Raw genomic sequence first — 17,439 nt, forward strand, 5'->3', positions numbered from 1 at the left:
GATATGTTTACCGATTCCATGGCGCAGGGCAGTCGCAGTGGAGCTTTTCGCCGCCTCGCACCCCGGCAGTACGCCCGGGCCCGGGTGCTGCTGTTTCCGCACGGCGGCGGCAGCGCGAGCTATTACCGGACGTGGGCGGCGTCCGCACCCTGGGACATCGAATTCCTTTCCGTCCAGTACCCGGGAAGGGAGGACCGGTATTCCGAACCGGTGCCGGCGGACATACAGGGCCTGGCCGCGGAACTGGCCGCTGATCTGCCGGCCGACGGGCAGCCGCTGCCGACCGTCCTCTTCGGGCACAGCATGGGAGCTGTCGTCGCCTACGAGTTCGCCCGCCGTCTTTCGGCGGCGGGCGAACCCCCGGCCGGGCTGGTGGTGTCGGGGCACCCCGCCCCCTCGCTGACACGACCGGGCCGGGTGCACCTCGGTGACGACGAAGAGCTGATCCAGGAACTGCGCCGCACCGAGGCGACGCACCGCGAGATCCTCGACAACGCCTCGCTCATACAGGCGTTCCTGCCGATCATCAGGGGCGACTACCGGCTGAGCGAGACCTACCGGCCTCTGCCCGGTGACAGGCTGAGCGCACCGGTCACGGTGCTGTACGGGGACCGGGACCCCGAGATCCATCAGTGGGAGGCCGAGGGATGGAGCGAGGTCACCGGAGGGGCTTGCGAGTTCCGCACCTTCGACGGCGGGCACTTCTATCTGGAGGAGCACCGCGCACCGGTCGTCGAACTCCTCACGGCGTACGCGCGCACCGCGTCCGAGGCGTCGGCGGTCCCGTGGCCGTCCGCGCCGTGACGGTCGGCCCGTGGCTGCCCGTGCCATGACGGTCGGCCCCGTGGTCGCAGGTCAGGGCGGCCGGTACGGTACCGCCGGCCTGCGCGGTGCGGGCGGTTCGCCGTACGCAGTCGGCCTGCGCGCACCCTCCGCGAGCCGTGAGCGCGTTCGGCGGCCCGCTGCACACGGCCGCGCGCCCTGTTCGCGTTGTGCAAAACTCACATGGGCAGAGGTGCGACGCACATTGTGACGCAAAGTCCTTTCTCGCTAGCGTGTCGATATCAGTGAGATTCAGATTTCGGCGGGAAACGGCCGATGGATTTCCCGAATGGAACCCGGTCGCGACGCCCGTTCCGTGCTCCACGGAATTCGCCTCGTCGGTGCGTGGGCCGCCGAGAAGGTGCGTAACCTGCCGGAATCCGACCGGCCTGCGGCGGTGCCGGTCCACCATCCGGTGTACCCGGAATCCGCACGCGCCTGCCGGGCGGAACCTCTGACCATCAGCTGCCATCGCGGATCCGACTGATCACGAAATGTACGGAAACGTAGTGGAAATGGGGTTGCCAGATGTGCGGGATTGCAGGATGGGTGTCGTTCGACGCGGACCTGACGCACCGGGCCGACGTGCTCGACGCGATGACCGAGACGATGGCGTGCCGTGGGCCGGACGGCCGTGGCACATACGTACGCACCCACGTCGGACTGGGGCATCGGCGTCTCGCGGTCATCGATCTCCCCGGCGGGGCACAGCCGATGAGCGTGAACACACCGGCCGGCGAGATCGCCATGGTGTACTCCGGGGAGGCCTACAACTTCCAGGAACTGCGCGATCGCCTCAAGTCGCTGGGACATGCCTTCCGGACGGACAGTGACACGGAGGTGGTACTCCGCAGTTATCTGGAGTGGGGCGAGAGCGTCGTCGACCACCTCGACGGCATGTACGCGTTCGCCGTCTGGGACGGGCGCGACCAGAAGCTGCTGCTCGTGCGTGACCGCATGGGCATCAAACCGCTCTACTACCACCCGACTCCGGACGGCGTGCTGTTCGGCTCCGAACCGAAGGCGATCCTCGCGAACCCGCTGGTACGCAAGGCGGTCGACACGGAAGGGCTGCGGGAACTGTTCGCGCAGACCAAGACGCCGGGGTGGGCGCTGTGGAAGGGCATGCACGAGATGCGGCCCGGCACGCTGATCAGCGTGGACCGCAACGGCATCCGCCAGCGGACCTACTGGCGTCTGGAGGCGGCGGAGCACACCGACAGCCGTGACGACACGGTGGCACGGGTGCGGGAGATGCTCACCGGAATCGTCGACCGGCAGCTGATCTCGGACGTGCCGCAGTGTGTCCTGCTCTCGGGCGGACTGGATTCCAGCGCGATCACCGGCCTGGCGGCCGAGCGGCTGGCCCTGCGGGGTGAGCGGGTACGCACGTTCTCGGTGGACTTCGTCGGCCAGGAGGAGAACTTCGTCCCCGACGAGATGCGGGACACCCCCGATTCGCCGTTCGTGCGCGACGTCGCCGCGCACGTGGGCTCCGCGCATCACGACGTGGTGCTGAACCCCGCCGATCTCTCGGACCCCGCGGTGCGGCGGGCGACCGTCGCCGCACGGGACATACCCAACGGATTCGGTGACCTCGACAGCTCCCTCTACCTGCTGTTCAAGGCGATCCGGGAGCAGTCGACGGTCGCGCTGTCGGGGGAGTCGGCCGACGAGGTCTTCGCCGGCTACCCCTGGTTCCACAACGAGGCGCTGACCCGTGTGGACACCTTCCCGTGGATGGCGGTCATCCCTCCGATGAGCCTTGCGGCACGGACCGATCACATCGAACCCGGCCTGCGGAAGCAGCTCGATGTGAAGACCTACACCGCCGACCAGTACGCGACGGCGCTCGCCGAGGTCGAGCACCTGGACGGGGAGTCCGAGCTGGACCGGCGCATGCGTTCCCTGTGCCACATGCATCTGACGCGCTTCGTACGCACGCTGCTGGACCGCAAGGACCGGCTGTCGATGGCGGTAGGACTCGAGGTCCGGGTGCCCTTCTGCAACCACCGGCTCGTCGAGTACGTCTACAACACACCGTGGAGCCTGAAGACCTTCGACGGCCGGGAGAAGAGCCTGCTGCGTCAGGCCGCGGCACACACCCTGCCACGGTCCGTGGTGGAACGGGTCAAGAGCCCGTACCCCTCGCCGCAGAACCCCGAGTACGCGGCGAATCTGCAGCAGCAGGTGAAGGAGCTCGTGGCGGCCACGGACCCGCAGGTGTTCGCGCTCGTCGACCGGGCCTGGGCGCAGCAGGTCGTGGCCCAGGATCCGGCGCGCATGACGACGGCCGTCCGGGCCGGCCTGGAGCGCGTGCTCGACCTGCACACCTGGCTGGACCTGCACGCGCCGGAACTGCAACTGGACTGATTACGTCCGCGAGGTCCGGGCACGCGTGCGCTCCGGGGGAGCGCGAGGACCGATGCGCGCCGCACCGACGCGTACGAGCACTGCCCGCCCGGTACGGCCGCACCGGGCGGGCCGGGCGGGCCGGGCGGGCCGGGCGGGCCGGGCGGGCCGGGCGGGCCGGTGAGCCCGAGGGCGGCCCGGCCGCAGCGGCGGGTGGTCTCCCCGGCCCCGAGGCGGCCATGGGTCCTGTGCTCGCACCATGCCTCGGGCGTCCCGATGCCGTGGGTCGCCACCGCAGCCCTCGTCGACGGTGACCCGTCGGCGCGGTGTGCTGTCCGATCATCCTGCGGGCCGGACGGCTCCGGCCCGGGCTTGGAGCCGGTGCTCCCCCCTGCCAGGCCTTCCGGTGGTGCGTCGGATCGCCTCGCCCCTGAGTGGCGGCCCGTCAGTTCGGTGAGCCCTCGCTCCGGTGAGCTCTCAGGGAGGGGCCGCTCACATGGTCTCCGGCATGCGCCAGGTGAGGGGCGCGGACCACTCCGTCGGGAGGCGCCCGTAAGCGCGTTGCGGGCTTGACCACCCTCCGGACCGGTACAGGTCGATCTGTCGGAGGTCGTGCGTAGTCGGCGGTGGGGAGCGAACTCCCCGCCGGACGCGCGCAGATCGTCGCGCAAGGTATCCCCCTGCCGCGCCACCCGTCCCGTCTCCCGAACGGTGGTGCGGATCCATCAGGACTCCATTCATCCTCGAGCGGCGCGGTATTGGCGTGCATAGTGCGGAGCGATTGGATATCGATCTTCCGGAGCTATCATTTAGCTGCTGCTGTCGAGCAGCCCGCCAGGGTGGTAGAGGAACTGCAAATGGGGGATCGAATGGGAATCGATGTACTGGTGTCCGACGACCTGCATCTGTCGCGCTACGCACTCACTGCATTGCTCGAGCGAAACAATGAGATCCGTGTGGTCGGATCGGCGGAGAGCAGTCTCGACGCACTGGCGTGGGCGGAGTTGAACACCCCTGACGTGGTCATCATCAGCTTCGAGGGCGCGGACAGCGACGCGGTCCCGATCGCCCAGAAGATCGCCGGCCTGCCGGGGTGCCGGAGCATGCTGCTCGGTACGGCGTTTCCCCGGTCCGTCGTGCGCCAGGCCTTCGTGGCCGGGGTCGGCGGCCTGGTGGAGCGGAGTGTGCCGCCCCGCCAGTTCTTCGATGCCATCGCCCGGGTCCACCAGGGCAAGAGGGTCTTCGACGCGGAGCTGACGGTCGCCGCACTGGTCAACGAGGTCAACGAGGACTCCCCTCTGACCCGGCGGGAGTTCTCCGTGCTCGAGCACGCCTCCCGAGGTGACTCCGTGGTCGAGATCGCGGCGCGACTGCATCTGTCCGAGGGGACCGTCCGTAATTACCTTTCGTCCACGGTTTCCAAGCTGGGCGCGCGCAACAGAATTGACGCATTGCGGATAGCCCGGGACGCGCGCTGGATATGAATTACCCGAAAAGGGTGGCTGTGCGCGGCCAGGTCTTCGAAGTCCCCGTGGTTTCGGCTGCTCCGGGCTGCGCGTCCGGGATCAGGTGAGGCGTGACCGGCCGAGCGAGAGGTGAAGTTGTCGAACAACGGATCGGCAGAATTTCCCGCCGGTGCGGCCCGGCAGAATCGCCTGCCGGTGAATACCGGTCAGCGTTCGCGGAAGTGGGGTGCGTCGCCGTCCCTCGTCGTCCACCCGGTTCTCGCCGCCCGTGGTCGGAACGATCACGTCCGTAGCCGTCGACTGCGGGTGCACACCCGAACCGGCCGCCTGCGCCGACCGCGGCCTCTGACGCTGCACGAAGACCTCTCCCGCCCCACGGCCATCACGCGAAACCGTCGTTGCCCACGTCGAAGGCCGCGATGATCCGTTACCGAGGCTCGTAGGGCAGCCCGGGGCGCGGGATGCGTACCGCGTTCCTCCTGGAACAGTGGGAACAGCAGGCCTTCTTCGTCCTGTGCGTGGGGAGACGGGCGGGCGCCCCGGTGCCGGTCTCGGCAGCCGACGGATGGTCAGCTTCTTCCGGCCCGCCCACCCGGTCGACGAGCCCCTGCCCGCGTGCGGGATCTTCGCCGGGGAGCCCGGCCCGCGCGGCCGTGTGGAGCTTCGGCCGGGGAGGGTGCGACAGGCCACGGCGCGACACGTACCGCGCGACAGGCCACGGCGCGACAGGCCGTGACGCGGAAGGGCACGACGCGACAGGCCGTGACGCGAAAGGCCACGGCGCGACAGGCCGTGACGCGGAAGGGCACGACGCGACAGGCCGTGACGCGGAAGGCCACGGCGCGACAGGCCGTGACGCGGAAGGGCACGGCGCGACAGGCCGTGACGCGGAAATCGGCTTGTAGACCTCTATGTGCGGGACTTCTGCCTCGGCGTCGCGGACCGCCGGCCGCCGGATCCGGCGGGTCCCGCTCGGACGGACGGTGCGGCTGCGGGAGGTCAGCGGACGAGAGCGGGTTTCGGCCCGAACGGGATGGAGGAGGCCGGCTCCTCGTGAAGGATGACCCGGAGCGTGTCCTTGAGGCGCCGGGAAGGCTCGATGCCGAGGTGGTCGGTGAGCTGCCTTCGTGTGCTGTGGTAAGTCTCCAGCGCCTCCGCCCTGCGGCCGACGTGGTAGAGCGAGAGCATCAGCATCTCGGTGATCCTCTCCCGCCACGGATGCACCACACTGATCGCGCGCAGCTCGCCTATGGCCTCCTCGGTGCGGCCGCAGCGCAGTTTGAGCTCCAGCTTCGACTCGTGTGCGGTCAGGTACTCCTCCTCCAACTGCACGGCCGTGCTGTGGCACAACGGACTGTTGCCGACGTCCTGGAGTGGCTTCCCCTGCCACAGCGCAAGAGCACGATCCAGCAGGTCGACGGCTCTTCCCGGGTCGCTGTCCGCGACCCTCCTGGCCTCCGCCGTCCGACATCGGAACGTGTGCATGTCGACGGTGCTCGGATCGACCTTCAGCACGTAGCCGGCCGAGTGTGTGACCAGGGGCGGCGTGACCTCGCCGGCCGCTGCCAGCCGGTTCAGGGTGCGGCGGAGTCTGGACACCTGGGCCTGCAGCGCGTTGTGAGCGGTGTGGGGCGGGTCGTCGCCCCACAGTTCACCGTAGAGCTGATCGCTTGTCAGCAGCCTTCCGTCCGCGAGTAGCAGGGAGGCGAGCAGGATCCGCTGCCCATGGCCGGCGATCGGGATCGACTCATTGTCCGTGACGATTCCGACCGGTCCCAGAATGGTGAATCTCATGGGGGAAGCCTCACACGGACTCACGAACAGCTGTTTGAGCGCTGCCTGATGCCCCTCTGGACTTTCGCTGGAGGCCAGAATCAGCCAAACGGATCACACCGTCGGTTCACGGCCGATTGGTGACCGGATCACTACTGGTGCGGGGCCGCTCGTGCCAGCATCGACATCCTTACTGGTCACGGGGAGGGTTGGCGAAGTGGAGATCAAGTTACTGGGGACGCTGGCCGCACATCTGGGGGAGACGGACTGGACACCCAGTGCCGCCAAGCACCGGCAGGTGCTGGCCTTGCTGGCACTGCGGGCGGGACACACCGTGCAGATGTGGGAACTGGTGGACGAGCTCTGGGGGGACAGCCCGCCGCGCAGCGCACAGGCCACGCTGCAGACCTACATGATGCAACTGCGCCGGGCGATCACCGCGGCCGGCGGAAAGTTCGGGGCGGAATGCAGGGCGAAGGAGATACTCGCCACCACACATGGCGGATACGTGCTCAACGTCGGCTCGGGGTGGGTGGACGCGCTGGAGTACGAGAATCTCGCCTCGGCCGGTATGGCGGCAGCGCGACGGGGGGACCATCCGCAGGCGTCCGAGCTCCTGAACCGCGCGATCGGAATGTGGCGGGGCAACGCGCTGTCGGACGTCTGTCCGGGTTCACCGCTGAAAGTGGAGATGCTACGGCTGGAGGAATCCCGGCTCAGTGTCTTCGAGACCTGTGTCGCGGTGGACCTGACCTCGGGACACACCACCGAAGTGCTGAGCAGGCTGACCGAACTGACGGCCAGGTACCCGCTCCACGAACGCTTCCATCTCCAGCTGATGATGGCCCAGTACCGGGCCGGACGGTTGTGGCAGGCGCTCGAGACGTACCGTCGGCTGCACACCAGGCTGGTGACGGAGCTCGGCCTGGAGCCCTCCGAAGCCGTGCGTGACGCTCACCAGAGGATGCTCCGCCGCGACGCCACCCTCACTCTCGACGCGGCGGGCACCGGCAGCGGGGGTGCGCACCCGGGGTTTCCCTTCGGCCAGCTGCGCAGCGCCTGAACACCTGCGCCGCTCGGCCGGCGGGGCGTGTGGTTGTCGTGCAGTCCGTGTCAGGCCTCCGGCCGGCCCCGCTTCCCGCCGGGTCAGAGTGCGGTCAGCGACGTGTGACCGACTGTGGCTAGGTTGCCTCCGCGGTGGATTCTCCCGCCGCACGCGGTCCCGCCGGGGGAACGCCGATCAAGGAGGTGCCGGTTGACCGCCTGGAACGCACTCGCCACCCCCGTCGTCCCTCAGGCGGAGCTGTCGGGAACGACCCTTCTCCTGGTGGCCCACGGCAGCCGCGATCCCCGCCACTCCACGACCCTGCGCGCTGTCGCCGACGGAGTCCGGCTGCTCACAGGCCACCGGACGGCGATCGCCTTCCTGGAGTTCGACGAGCCGGACGTGGCCGCCGCGGTGAGCGCACTGGTGGCCGGCGGCGCGGGCCGGGTCGTCGTGGTGCCGCTGCTGCTCTCCCGCGCCTATCACGCCACGACCGACCTGCCCTCGGCCCTGTCCGGGGACTGGCCGGTGCCGGTGCGCCGGACGAGGGTGCTGGGCGGGTCGCCCCTGCTGGTCGAGGCACTGGAGCGGCGGCTGCTCGAAGCCGGCCTGGACACCGCGGACCGGGCGACGACCGGAGTAGTGGTGGCGGCGACCGGTTCGAGGGACACCCTGGCCCGGGCCTCGGTCGCCGCGGTGGCGGGAGATCTGCGCCGCGCGGGCTGGGGCGCCGCAGTCGCCTCGTATGTGACCGGCCCGCAGCAGCGCCCGGGCGAGGCGGTACGTGAACTGCGCGCACGCGGCCTGGCCCGGGTGGCCGTCGCTCCGTACGTGCTGGCGCCGGGTCTGCTTCCGGACCGCATCGCCGCCGAGGCGCGGGAGGCCGGCGCCGACGTGCTGTCCGCGCCACTGGGGGACGCGCCCGAGCTGATCCGGCTGGTCGCCGAACGCGCCCTCGGGGCCCGCTGAGGCGTTGCGGGCGATCGGGCCCGCGCTTCTCCTCCCTCGGCCCGGGACCGGTCGCCCGCAACGCGGGGGCGGGCCCCGGCCCGGGTGCGGTGCCGTCGCGAGGGCGGGCGACGGAGAACGAGGGAGAACGGCAGCTGATATCCGCTGCGGGTGCGCGGGGCGGCAGCGCACGAAACCGTTTGCGACGCCCTTCGGGCTGTTCCGGGCAGGCCTGATTTCCCGGTCGATTCGGCCTCGGACCGATTCTCGGAGATCTACGCGATTCTCGGAAATCTGCGCGGCTCTCGGCCGGAAGGAATCCTTCGCCGGATGCGAGCACGCCGAATATTTTCCGCTCGGTACCCGCGTGTCATCGTTCTCGAAGTGATCCGTACAGTCGTACCTCTTTCCTGTTCTCAATCCGATTCGGCATCGCGCTCGCCGATGAGCCGGCGGTGCGGCGCGAAGTGCGTCGGGCGGGCGGAAAGGGCATGGATATTCGTACGGCCTGTACTCATGCTACGAGAGGCTCCGGACGGCGCGCTGAGCCGCTTCTGACGCCTCGCTGACGTTTCGAATGAGCTTCGGACCAGGCTCGATGGGGTGTCCTGCGCGGTGATCGGCCGTTCGTGACGGGAAGGGGCGGGGAAGACCGGGAAGCTTCGCTCCGCTGCGGCGCGTCCTTCCTGGTGAACCCCGATATGCGGCTCCGAAGCGCCCTCCGGATCAACCGAAGACGTCGCCTCATAAATGGAAATTCCTTGACCTGGGTGTGAGTTGCGCAATCGGTGAAGCTCTCCCTAGGCTTTCCATCTGCGAGCGGAGGCCTGACCGCTCATTGTTCTCTCACGCAGACCTACGTACCCCGGCACCGATATGCGCGTGCGTCCGGGGCGGCAGGCACGTGCAGGTCCGAGAAAGGAACAGGTAATGGTCAAGGTCACGGCCGGCGAGGTTCAGGAATGGCTTGTGCAGAAGATCGCGGATCGTCTCGGTGAGGAACCGTCAAAAATTTCCCCCGGACAGTATTTCGACGAGCTCGACCTCGACAGCACGGAGGCGCTCATCATCGCCGGCGAGATGGAGAGCTGGCTGGGGTTCGAACTGGGCACCACGGCGCTGTGGTACCACCCGACCATCGAGGCCCTGTCGGCACACATAGCCGAGGAGAGTGCTCAGCGTGGCGCGGCGGCCTAGCAGGGCGTCCGCCGCGCAGGTGCTGGTACGCCACCGGGGCACCCCGCCCGGTGGCCGTACCGTCTACGCCGTGCACCCGGGCGCCCTGCCCGTCGGCGTCTGGGCGAACCTGGCCGGTGCGCTGCCGCCCGGGACGGGGTTCGCCGTGCTCGACCTGGGGGCGCTTCCCGCGTACCTGGAAGCCGCGCTGGACCCCGACGCGTCCGATCTGACCGTCGATGGTCTGATCGATTCCCTGACCGGCGTCTACCGCGCAGCCGCCGCCGAGTCGGGCGGAGGGCCGGCCACCTTCGTCGGATGGTCCTTCGGAGGCGTGGTCGCCCACGGGATGACGGAGCGTCTGGCACCCGGGGAGCGACCGGACAGCGTGGTGCTGCTGGACAGCATCGCCCCGACGGACACCTACAAGTACGAGGAGGACGAGGGCATCGACCCTCATATCGTCCTTCGCTGGTTCGCGATGTTCCTGGGCGCCAAGCGCGGCAAGGAGGTGCACGCCCGGCCCCTTCCCGACGGATCGGACGTCCGCGACGGACTGGAGCTGCTGCTCAAGGACGCCGTCGCGGACGGCGTGCTGCCGGAGGGAACTCCTCCCCAGAGCATGTGGAAGCTCTTCGACGCCTACACGGCAGGGCTCCTGCGCAACAACAGGCTGACCCTTCCCTACCGCCCGGCACGCGCCGGCACACCCCTCGCACAGATCAAGGCGCAGAACAGTCTCATCCAGGCGGACCCGACCCTCGGGTGGTCCGAAGTGGCCGATCACGCAGTGTCCGCACACACCGTGCCCGGCGACCACTACACCATGCTGATCCGCCCGGACGCCTCGCGGGCCATAGCCGGTCTGATCCCGGCCTCCCGGCCAGCGCAGCTCGTCAAGCCCCGGAGGGACACGCAGTGAACCCATCCCAGCAACGGATACTCGACCGCAGACTCGCCCGGGACCCCATCGCCGTCGTCGGCCTGTCCGGTCTCTTCCCGCAGGCAAGCACCGTCCAGGAGTTCTGGGCCAACGTCGTGGCCGCGGCCGACTGCACCACGGAGGTGCCGGCCGGTCACTGGGACGTCGACGAGTTCTACGACCCCGACCCCTCGGCACCCGACAAGACCTACGCCAAGCGCGGCGGCTTCATCCCGGACGTACCCTTCAACCCCCTCGAGTTCGGACTGCCCCCGAACACGCTCGAAGTGACCGATGTGCTCCAGCTGCTGAGCCTGACGGTCACCCGTGACCTGCTGAAGGACGCGGGGGCCGAGCAGGGGTGGTACGACCCGAAGCGCACCGGCGTGGTGCTCGGCATCACCGGGGCCAACCAGCTGACGCAGCCCCTCACCGCGCGGCTCCAGAGCCCGGTGCTCAAGGAAGTGGTCAGGAGCTGCGGCCTCTCCGACCGCGACGCCGAAGAGATCGCGGCCAAGTTCCGTATGGCGTACGCCCCTTGGGAGGAGAACTCCTTCCCGGGGATGCTCGGCAACGTGGTCGCCGGCCGGATCGCCAACCGGTTCGACCTCGGCGGCATCAACATGACGATCGACGCCGCCTGCGCCAGCTCACTCGGCGCGGTGCGCACGGCTGTCAGTGAGCTCCTGGAGGGCCGCGCGGACACCATGCTGGCCGGCGGCTGCGACGCCGAGAACACCATCTTCATGTACCTCTGCTTCAGCAAGACCCCCGCACTCTCCAAGTCCGGACAGATACGTCCCTTCGACAGCGAGGCCGACGGGACGCTGATCGGTGAGGGCATCGGCATGCTCGCCCTGCGCCGCCTGGAGGACGCCGAACGCGACGGCAACCGGGTGTACGCGGTCATCCGCGGCCTAGGCACATCCAGCGACGGACGGTTCAAGTCCATCTACGCCCCCCGCAAGGAGGGCCAGATGGAGGCACTGCGCCGCGCCTACCAGGACGCCGACGCGGCTCCGGACAGCATCGAGCTCTTCGAGGCCCACGGCACCGGCACCGCCGTCGGGGACGCCACGGAACTGAGCGCGCTCACCGAAGTGGTGGCGAAGGACGGGGGCGAGCGGGCGTACGCCGCCATCGGCAGCGTGAAGTCCCAGATCGGCCACACGAAGGCGGCGGCGGGAGCCGCGGCGATGATCAAGCTCGCCTTCGCGCTGCACCACAAGGTGCTGCCCCCCACCATCAACGTGAACACGCCCAGCTCCGCCTTCGGCACCGACAGCCCGTTCTACGTCAACACGAAGACACGCCCCTGGATCCGTGACCCGAAGCGCCCGCAGCGCCGTGCCGCGCTCTCCGCGTTCGGCTTCGGCGGCACCAACTTCCACGCGGTGATGGAGGAGCACGGCGACGGCGACGACCTGAAGGTCTGCTTCCCGGTCGCCCGGATCCACCTCTGGCACGCCGCGGGCCCCGAGGCCCTCGCCGACGCCCTGGCGGAGAAGGCCCCGTCCACCGGCGGGCCGGTGCCCGCAGCCCATGCCCGTCTGGCCTTCGTGGCCCGCAGCGAGGCGGAGGCGGACGCGTTGCGTGAGATCGCCCTCGGCGAACTGCGCGCCCGCACCGGCCGCGACGACTGGTCCCACCCCAAGGGCGTCCACTACCGGCGGACCGCCGGTGACACGGGAAGGGTGGCCGCGCTCTTCGCCGGACAGGGCAGCCAGTATGTCGACCCGGGCATGAGCGCCGTACTGGCCCTGCCGCCGCTGCGTTCCTCCTTCGACCGGGCCAACCAGCACTTCCGTGAGGACACGCCGCTGTCCCGGGTGGCGTTCCCCCCGCCCCTGGTCGACGACGCCGGCCGGGCGGAACAGGAAGCCGCACTGCGCGCGACCGCCTACGCCCAGCCCGCCATCGGCGCGCTCTCCGCAGGCCAGTTCCGCTATCTGACCGAGCTCGGATTCCAGGCGGAGGGATTCCTCGGCCACAGCTTCGGTGAACTCACCGCGCTCCACGCGGCCGGGGCCTTCGACGAGGACACGCTCCACCGGCTGGCCAGGGCACGCGGCCGGGCCATGTCCCCCGCGCCCGGGCAGGCCGACGACACCGGTGCCATGGCGGCCGTGTTCGCGCCTCAGGAGCGGGTCGCGGAACTCCTCGCCGAACGCGAAGGCCTGCGTGTGTGCAACCGGAACGCCCCCGACCAGATCGTGGTGGGCGGCGCCACGGCCGAGGTGGATCTCCTGGTGGAGGCGGCAGGCCGCAGTGGAGTGCGCGCCAGGCGGCTGCCGGTCTCCGCCGCCTTCCACACTCCGTTCGTGGCACACGCGGTGGACGATTTCCGTGCCGTCGTGGACACCGTCCACATCGGCGCACCGCGCGGGCGCGTCTACGCCAACAGTCCCGGCGCCCGGTACGGCACGGACCTGGCGGACAACCGCCGCGTACTCGCGGAACAGCTGATCCACCCGGTGGAGTTCGCGGCACGCGTCGAGGAGATGTACGCCGACGGGTTCCGGGTCTTCGTCGAATTCGGCCCCGGCTCCGTGCTCACAGGTCTGGTGGGCCGGATCCTGGGCGACCGTCCGCACACCGCGCTCGCCCTCGACGGCGGCCCGGACAAGGACTCCGAACACGTCCTGAAGCAGTCCGTCGCACGGCTCGCGGTGCTCGGCCTGCCGGTCGCCGTCGCCGACAGGTACGCGGCCGAGATCGATCGGCCGGCTCCGGCCAAGGGCATGACGGTGATGCTCAACGGCATCAACTACGTCTCTCCGGAGCGCCGCGCCGCCTACCAGGACGTGCTGACCGACGGATACAGGGTGTCACCGCCCGCCGCGCCGCCGACGCCTGAACCCGCCCCCGCCGCGCCGGCCGTCCTCCGGGACCCGGGCCTCCCCCCGCACCCGGCCTCCTCCGCGCCCGTACCGTCGGCCGCCCCCTCCGGGGCGCGGGAGCGCCCGCTTCCCGAACGGGCCCGGTCCGTCCCGACGGGCACCGGTACCGCAGAGGTGTACGTCCGCGCCCTTCCGGATACCTCGCCCCCCGCCCAGGAGAACGAGCACATGCCAAGCGACCGCTTCACCGAGCTCCTCTCGGACCACCTCTCCCTCCACGACGAGTACCTCAACGGCCAGTTGCAGAGCGTCGAGCGACTGACCAGGATCCTGGAGCGCGCCGCCGACCAGGGGAAGCTGGACCAGGTGCTGCCCGGCGTGAGCTCCGTCAAGGAGCACGGACTGGCGATCGGACGTACCCACGCGCACGCCAACGAGGTCCTGCGGCAGCTCGCCGGGCTGGAGCTCGGCGGCGCGGCCTCCGCGACCTTCGCCGCGGCGCCGCAGCAGGCGGTCGGGACACCCTCCCTCCCGGACCCGCCCGTCGTTCCGGCACTGCCTCCTGGCTGGGCTCCGCCCGCACCCACCCCGGCCGTGACGCCCGTTCAGGCCCCGGCTCCTGCCCCTGCCGCGGCGCCGGCTCCCGTGTCCCTCGACGGTGCGGGTGCGGTGTCGGTGGGTGCTGTGGTGTCGGCTGGTGTGGATGTGGGCACGGTGCGTTCGGTGTTGCTGGATGTGGTGGCTCAGAAGACGGGTTATCCGGCGGACATGCTGGAGCTGGATATGGGGGTGGAGTCGGATCTGGGGATCGATTCGATCAAGCGTGTGGAGATCATGGGGGTGATTCAGGAGCGGTTCGGGGCGGTGTCGTCGGCCGGTCCTGAGCAGTTGGCGGAGTTGCGGACGTTGGGTGACATCGTCGATTTCGTCGCGGGTGCGGCGGGTGGGGTGTCGTCGGGTGGTGTTGCCGGTGCCGGTGCCGGTGCCGGTGCGGGTGTGGTGTCGGTGGGTGCTGTGGTGTCGGCTGGTGTGGATGTGGGCACGGTGCGTTCGGTGTTGCTGGATGTGGTGGCTCAGAAGACGGGTTATCCGGCGGACATGCTGGAGCTGGATATGGGGGTGGAGTCGGATCTGGGGATCGATTCGATCAAGCGTGTGGAGATCATGGGGGTGATTCAGGAGCGGTTCGGGGCGGTGTCGTCGGCCGGTCCTGAGCAGTTGGCGGAGTTGCGGACGTTGGGTGACATCGTCGATTTCGTCGCGGGTGCGGCGGGTGGGGTGTCGTCGGGTGGTGTTGCCGGTGCCGGTGCCGGTGCCGGTGCGGGTGTGGTGTCGGTGGGTGCTGTGGTGTCGGCTGGTGTGGATGTGGGCACGGTGCGTTCGGTGTTGCTGGATGTGGTGGCTCAGAAGACGGGTTATCCGGCGGACATGCTGGAGCTGGATATGGGGGTGGAGTCGGATCTGGGGATCGATTCGATCAAGCGTGTGGAGATCATGGGGGTGATTCAGGAGCGGTTCGGGGCGGTGTCGTCGGCCGGTCCTGAGCAGTTGGCGGAGTTGCGGACGTTGGGTGACATCGTCGACTTCGTCGCGGGTGCCGGTACGCCCGGTGGCCGGGAGAAGACGGCCGGCACGGCCACGAATCCCGAGGACCCGCCCCCGGAACAGTCCCGGGCGATCTCCCCGCAGGCATCCGCACCGGCCCCCCTCATCGGCCGTGCGCACGCCGCCCTCGTCACGCTCTCCGCACCTGACCCACTGCTCGACGTCTTTCCCGCAGGCCACGGCGCGCTCGTCGTGGACGACGGTTCCGACCTGGCGGCACGCATCTGCGACCGGCTCGTCGCCACCGGCCGCCCGGTGCACGTGCTGCGTCTGCCGGGAGTCCCTCCGCGGTCGGCCGGGGTGCACGACCACGCCCTCACCGGCTGGGGCACGACCGAGCTGGCAGCCGGGACCGAGGCGGTCTTCGCCGCCCCGGTCGGCCTGGTCGTCGACGTGACTGCCCGCCCGGACACCGACTGGCCCGACGGAATACGCAGGCTGGCGCACTCACTGCTGCTCGCGCGGCATGTCGTCCGCCCGCTGACCGCCATGGCGGCACACGGCCGTGCGGCGTTCCTCGCCGTGACCCGTCTGGACGGGGCCTTCGGCCTCACCGGGGTCGACGAGGCGGCCGCACCCGCCGGAGGAGTGGCGGGGCTGCTGAAGACCCTGGCCCTCGAAGCCCCCGAGCTGTTCTGCCGGTCCGTGGACCTCGCGCCCGGGATCGCCGCCGACGACGCGGCCGCCCTGGTACTGGACGAAGCCGCTGATTCGGCCGTCGAGCCCGTGCAGGTGGGCCACGACGGAACCCGCAGGGTGGGTCTGGCACTGGCCGACGAGCCGCTGGTGGATTCCGAGGCGGACGCGGGCCCTCCCACCGGTGACGACGTACTGGTCGTCACGGGCGGCGCCCGGGGCATCACGGCCGACTGCGTCATCGAACTGGCCCGGCGGCACCGGCCCCGGCTCGTGCTGCTCGGCCGGACCCCGCTCGACGAGGAGCCCACGTGGGCGCACGGCCTCGCGGTGGAGAACCTGAAGGCGGCGGCGGCCGCCTCGCTCACCGCGGCCGGTGAGAAGCCGACCCCCCGACGCGTCGGCCAGCTCGCCGCGGCTGTCGCGGGCGCCCGGGAGATCCGAGGGACGCTGGACGCCCTGCGCGCGGCCGGCAGCCGGGCCGAGTACCTGTCGGTGGACATCACGGACCAGGCCGCGACCACGGCCGCGCTCGCGCCGTACCGGGACGTGGTCACCGGCCTGGTGCACGGTGCCGGAGTCCTCGCCGACCAGATGATCGCCCAGAAGAAGGCCTCCGAGATCGAACGGGTCTTCGCCCCGAAGCTGACCGGTCTGCGGTGCGTCATGGCCGCCCTGAGCGGACGGCAGCTGCGCCACGTTGTGCTGTTCTCGTCCGTCGCCGGTTTCTTCGGCAACCAGGGGCAGTCGGACTACGCGATGGCCAACGAGGTCCTCAACGTCTGGGCCTCCTCGTGCCGTCGGAGGTTCCCGCAGGCCAGGGTCACCTCGCTCAACTGGGGTGCCTGGGACAGCGGAATGGTCTCACCGCAGATCAGGAAGGTGTTCGAGGAGCGCGGAATCGCCCTCATCCCGGTCGCCGAGGGCGCCCGGATGTTCGCCGACCAGTTCGCCCCCGGGCGGGCCGGCGACGTGGTCACCGTGCTCGGGCCGACCACACCGCTGAGCTCCCGGGACCGCTCCGGCCAGGAGGCCGGAGGAACGGTGACCCGGCGTCCGGCGGACCTGGAGGGAAGCCCGCTCGTCACCGATCACGTGATCGACTCGGTGCCGGTGCTGCCCGCGGCTGTGGCCATGGGCTGGGCGCTCGGCGCCGTGGAGCACGCCGACGGCCGGCGAGCCGTGCGGCTGCGGGACTTCACCGTCCACAAGGGCATCGTCCTCGACGGAACACAGCCCGCCGAGTGCCAGGTGGTGATGAGCCCGGCGGACGGTGAGGTGAAGGTCGCGATCCGGTCGGTGACCGACGGTGCCGTACGACCGCACTACGCCGCCACGGTCGTGACGGGCTCCCTGCCACCGGCCGCATCGGTGACCGGACTGCCCGTGCCGGGCACCGGACGGGACGCCGGCGGCTTCTACGAGGACGGCACCCTCTTCCACGGACCGGCGCTGCGCGGTCTGCGCCGGGTACTGGCCGAGTCCGAGGCGCGCCTGGTCCTGGAGTGCGAGCCCGTGCGGGCGGACGCCGTCAGCGCCTCGGCCGACTGGTACGCGGCCGGTTCGGCGGACCTCCTGCTGCAGGCGGCACTCGTCTGGGTGCGCGTGTTCCGCGGCACGGCCGGCCTGCCGCTCGCCGTGGGCGGAGTCGAACTGCACGGTCCGCCGGCTCCGGACGGGGTGTTCCTCGTCGTGGTGGAGCCCGTGCGGCACGGTGGTCCGGACTCCCGACTGAATATCACCGCCTGTGCCCCCGATGGGCAGGTCTGGGCCCGGTTCACGGACGTCTCGGTGGTCTCGGCCCCTCAGCTGGCGGCCAAGTTCACGGGCTGACGGATGACCCGCGCCGGAAGT

Annotated in this window: 9 protein-coding genes and 1 pseudogene; 9 read left to right on the forward strand and 1 reads right to left on the reverse strand. The window is 70.2% G+C overall.

Going from position 1 to position 17,439, the window contains the following annotated elements; genetic code table 11:
• The first annotated feature begins 3 nt into the window (after positions 1-3).
• The 4 genes and pseudogenes from HED23_RS09405 to HED23_RS35990 all read left to right on the forward strand — a co-directional run.
• The gene (locus HED23_RS09405) at positions 4-804 is read left to right on the forward strand and encodes a thioesterase II family protein (RefSeq protein ID WP_238441889.1); all 801 of its coding nucleotides are present in this window, start codon (positions 4-6) and stop codon (positions 802-804) included.
• Positions 805-1,350: 546 nt separating this feature from the next.
• Positions 1,351-3,195 carry an asparagine synthase (glutamine-hydrolyzing) gene (asnB, locus tag HED23_RS09410; RefSeq protein ID WP_203182949.1) on the forward strand — a complete coding sequence of 615 codons (1,845 nt, stop codon included), beginning with the start codon at positions 1,351-1,353 and terminating at the stop codon, positions 3,193-3,195.
• A gap of 848 nt (positions 3,196-4,043) precedes the next feature.
• Positions 4,044-4,658, forward strand: coding sequence for a response regulator transcription factor (locus HED23_RS09415; RefSeq protein WP_203182950.1), 615 nt, complete (start codon positions 4,044-4,046; stop codon positions 4,656-4,658).
• 597 nt (positions 4,659-5,255) lie between these two features.
• Positions 5,256-5,531, forward strand: a pseudogene (locus HED23_RS35990) (hypothetical protein); the annotation flags it as partial.
• A gap of 108 nt (positions 5,532-5,639) precedes the next feature.
• Here the strand turns inward: HED23_RS35990 and HED23_RS09425 are convergent.
• Complete coding sequence (locus HED23_RS09425; RefSeq protein WP_203182951.1) at positions 5,640-6,434, reverse strand: AfsR/SARP family transcriptional regulator; 795 nt, start codon at positions 6,432-6,434, stop codon at positions 5,640-5,642.
• A gap of 196 nt (positions 6,435-6,630) precedes the next feature.
• Between HED23_RS09425 and HED23_RS09430 the strand changes: the two genes are divergently transcribed.
• The 5 genes from HED23_RS09430 to HED23_RS09450 all read left to right on the forward strand — a co-directional run bounded on the left by HED23_RS09430 (position 6,631) and on the right by HED23_RS09450 (position 17,418).
• Entirely contained in the window at positions 6,631-7,476 is an 846-nt protein-coding gene (locus HED23_RS09430) for an AfsR/SARP family transcriptional regulator (protein WP_238441890.1), read from the forward strand.
• A 192-nt stretch (positions 7,477-7,668) separates the two neighbouring features.
• Positions 7,669-8,427 carry a sirohydrochlorin chelatase gene (locus HED23_RS09435; RefSeq protein WP_338019588.1) on the forward strand — a complete coding sequence of 253 codons (759 nt, stop codon included), beginning with the start codon at positions 7,669-7,671 and terminating at the stop codon, positions 8,425-8,427.
• Between the two features lie 909 nt (positions 8,428-9,336).
• Complete coding sequence (locus tag HED23_RS09440; RefSeq protein WP_203182952.1) at positions 9,337-9,603, forward strand: acyl carrier protein; 267 nt, start codon at positions 9,337-9,339, stop codon at positions 9,601-9,603.
• Positions 9,587-10,504: a thioesterase domain-containing protein gene (locus tag HED23_RS09445; protein ID WP_203182953.1), complete on the forward strand. Its 918-nt coding sequence runs from the start codon at positions 9,587-9,589 to the stop codon at positions 10,502-10,504. The genes HED23_RS09440 and HED23_RS09445 overlap by 17 nt, the downstream gene beginning before the upstream one ends.
• Positions 10,501-17,418: a type I polyketide synthase gene (locus HED23_RS09450; protein WP_203182954.1), complete on the forward strand. Its 6,918-nt coding sequence runs from the start codon at positions 10,501-10,503 to the stop codon at positions 17,416-17,418. The genes HED23_RS09445 and HED23_RS09450 overlap by 4 nt, the downstream gene beginning before the upstream one ends.
• The last annotated feature ends 21 nt before the right edge of the window (positions 17,419-17,439 follow it).

The organism is Streptomyces pratensis (genome assembly GCF_016804005.1).
GTDB classification, from domain to species: Bacteria; Actinomycetota; Actinomycetes; order Streptomycetales; family Streptomycetaceae; genus Streptomyces; species Streptomyces pratensis_A.

Bases quoted from the DNA above. Each gene is read 5' to 3' on its own strand.
- HED23_RS09415 (WP_203182950.1), top strand. From the start codon at position 4,044: ATGGGAATCGATGTACTGGTGTCCGACGACCTGCATCTGTCGCGCTAC.
- asnB (WP_203182949.1), top strand. From the start codon at position 1,351: ATGTGCGGGATTGCAGGATGGGTGTCGTTCGACGCGGACCTGACGCAC.
- HED23_RS09440 (WP_203182952.1), top strand. From the start codon at position 9,337: ATGGTCAAGGTCACGGCCGGCGAGGTTCAGGAATGGCTTGTGCAGAAG.
- HED23_RS09405 (WP_238441889.1), top strand. From the start codon at position 4: ATGTTTACCGATTCCATGGCGCAGGGCAGTCGCAGTGGAGCTTTTCGC.
- HED23_RS09425 (WP_203182951.1), bottom strand. From the start codon at position 6,434: ATGAGATTCACCATTCTGGGACCGGTCGGAATCGTCACGGACAATGAG.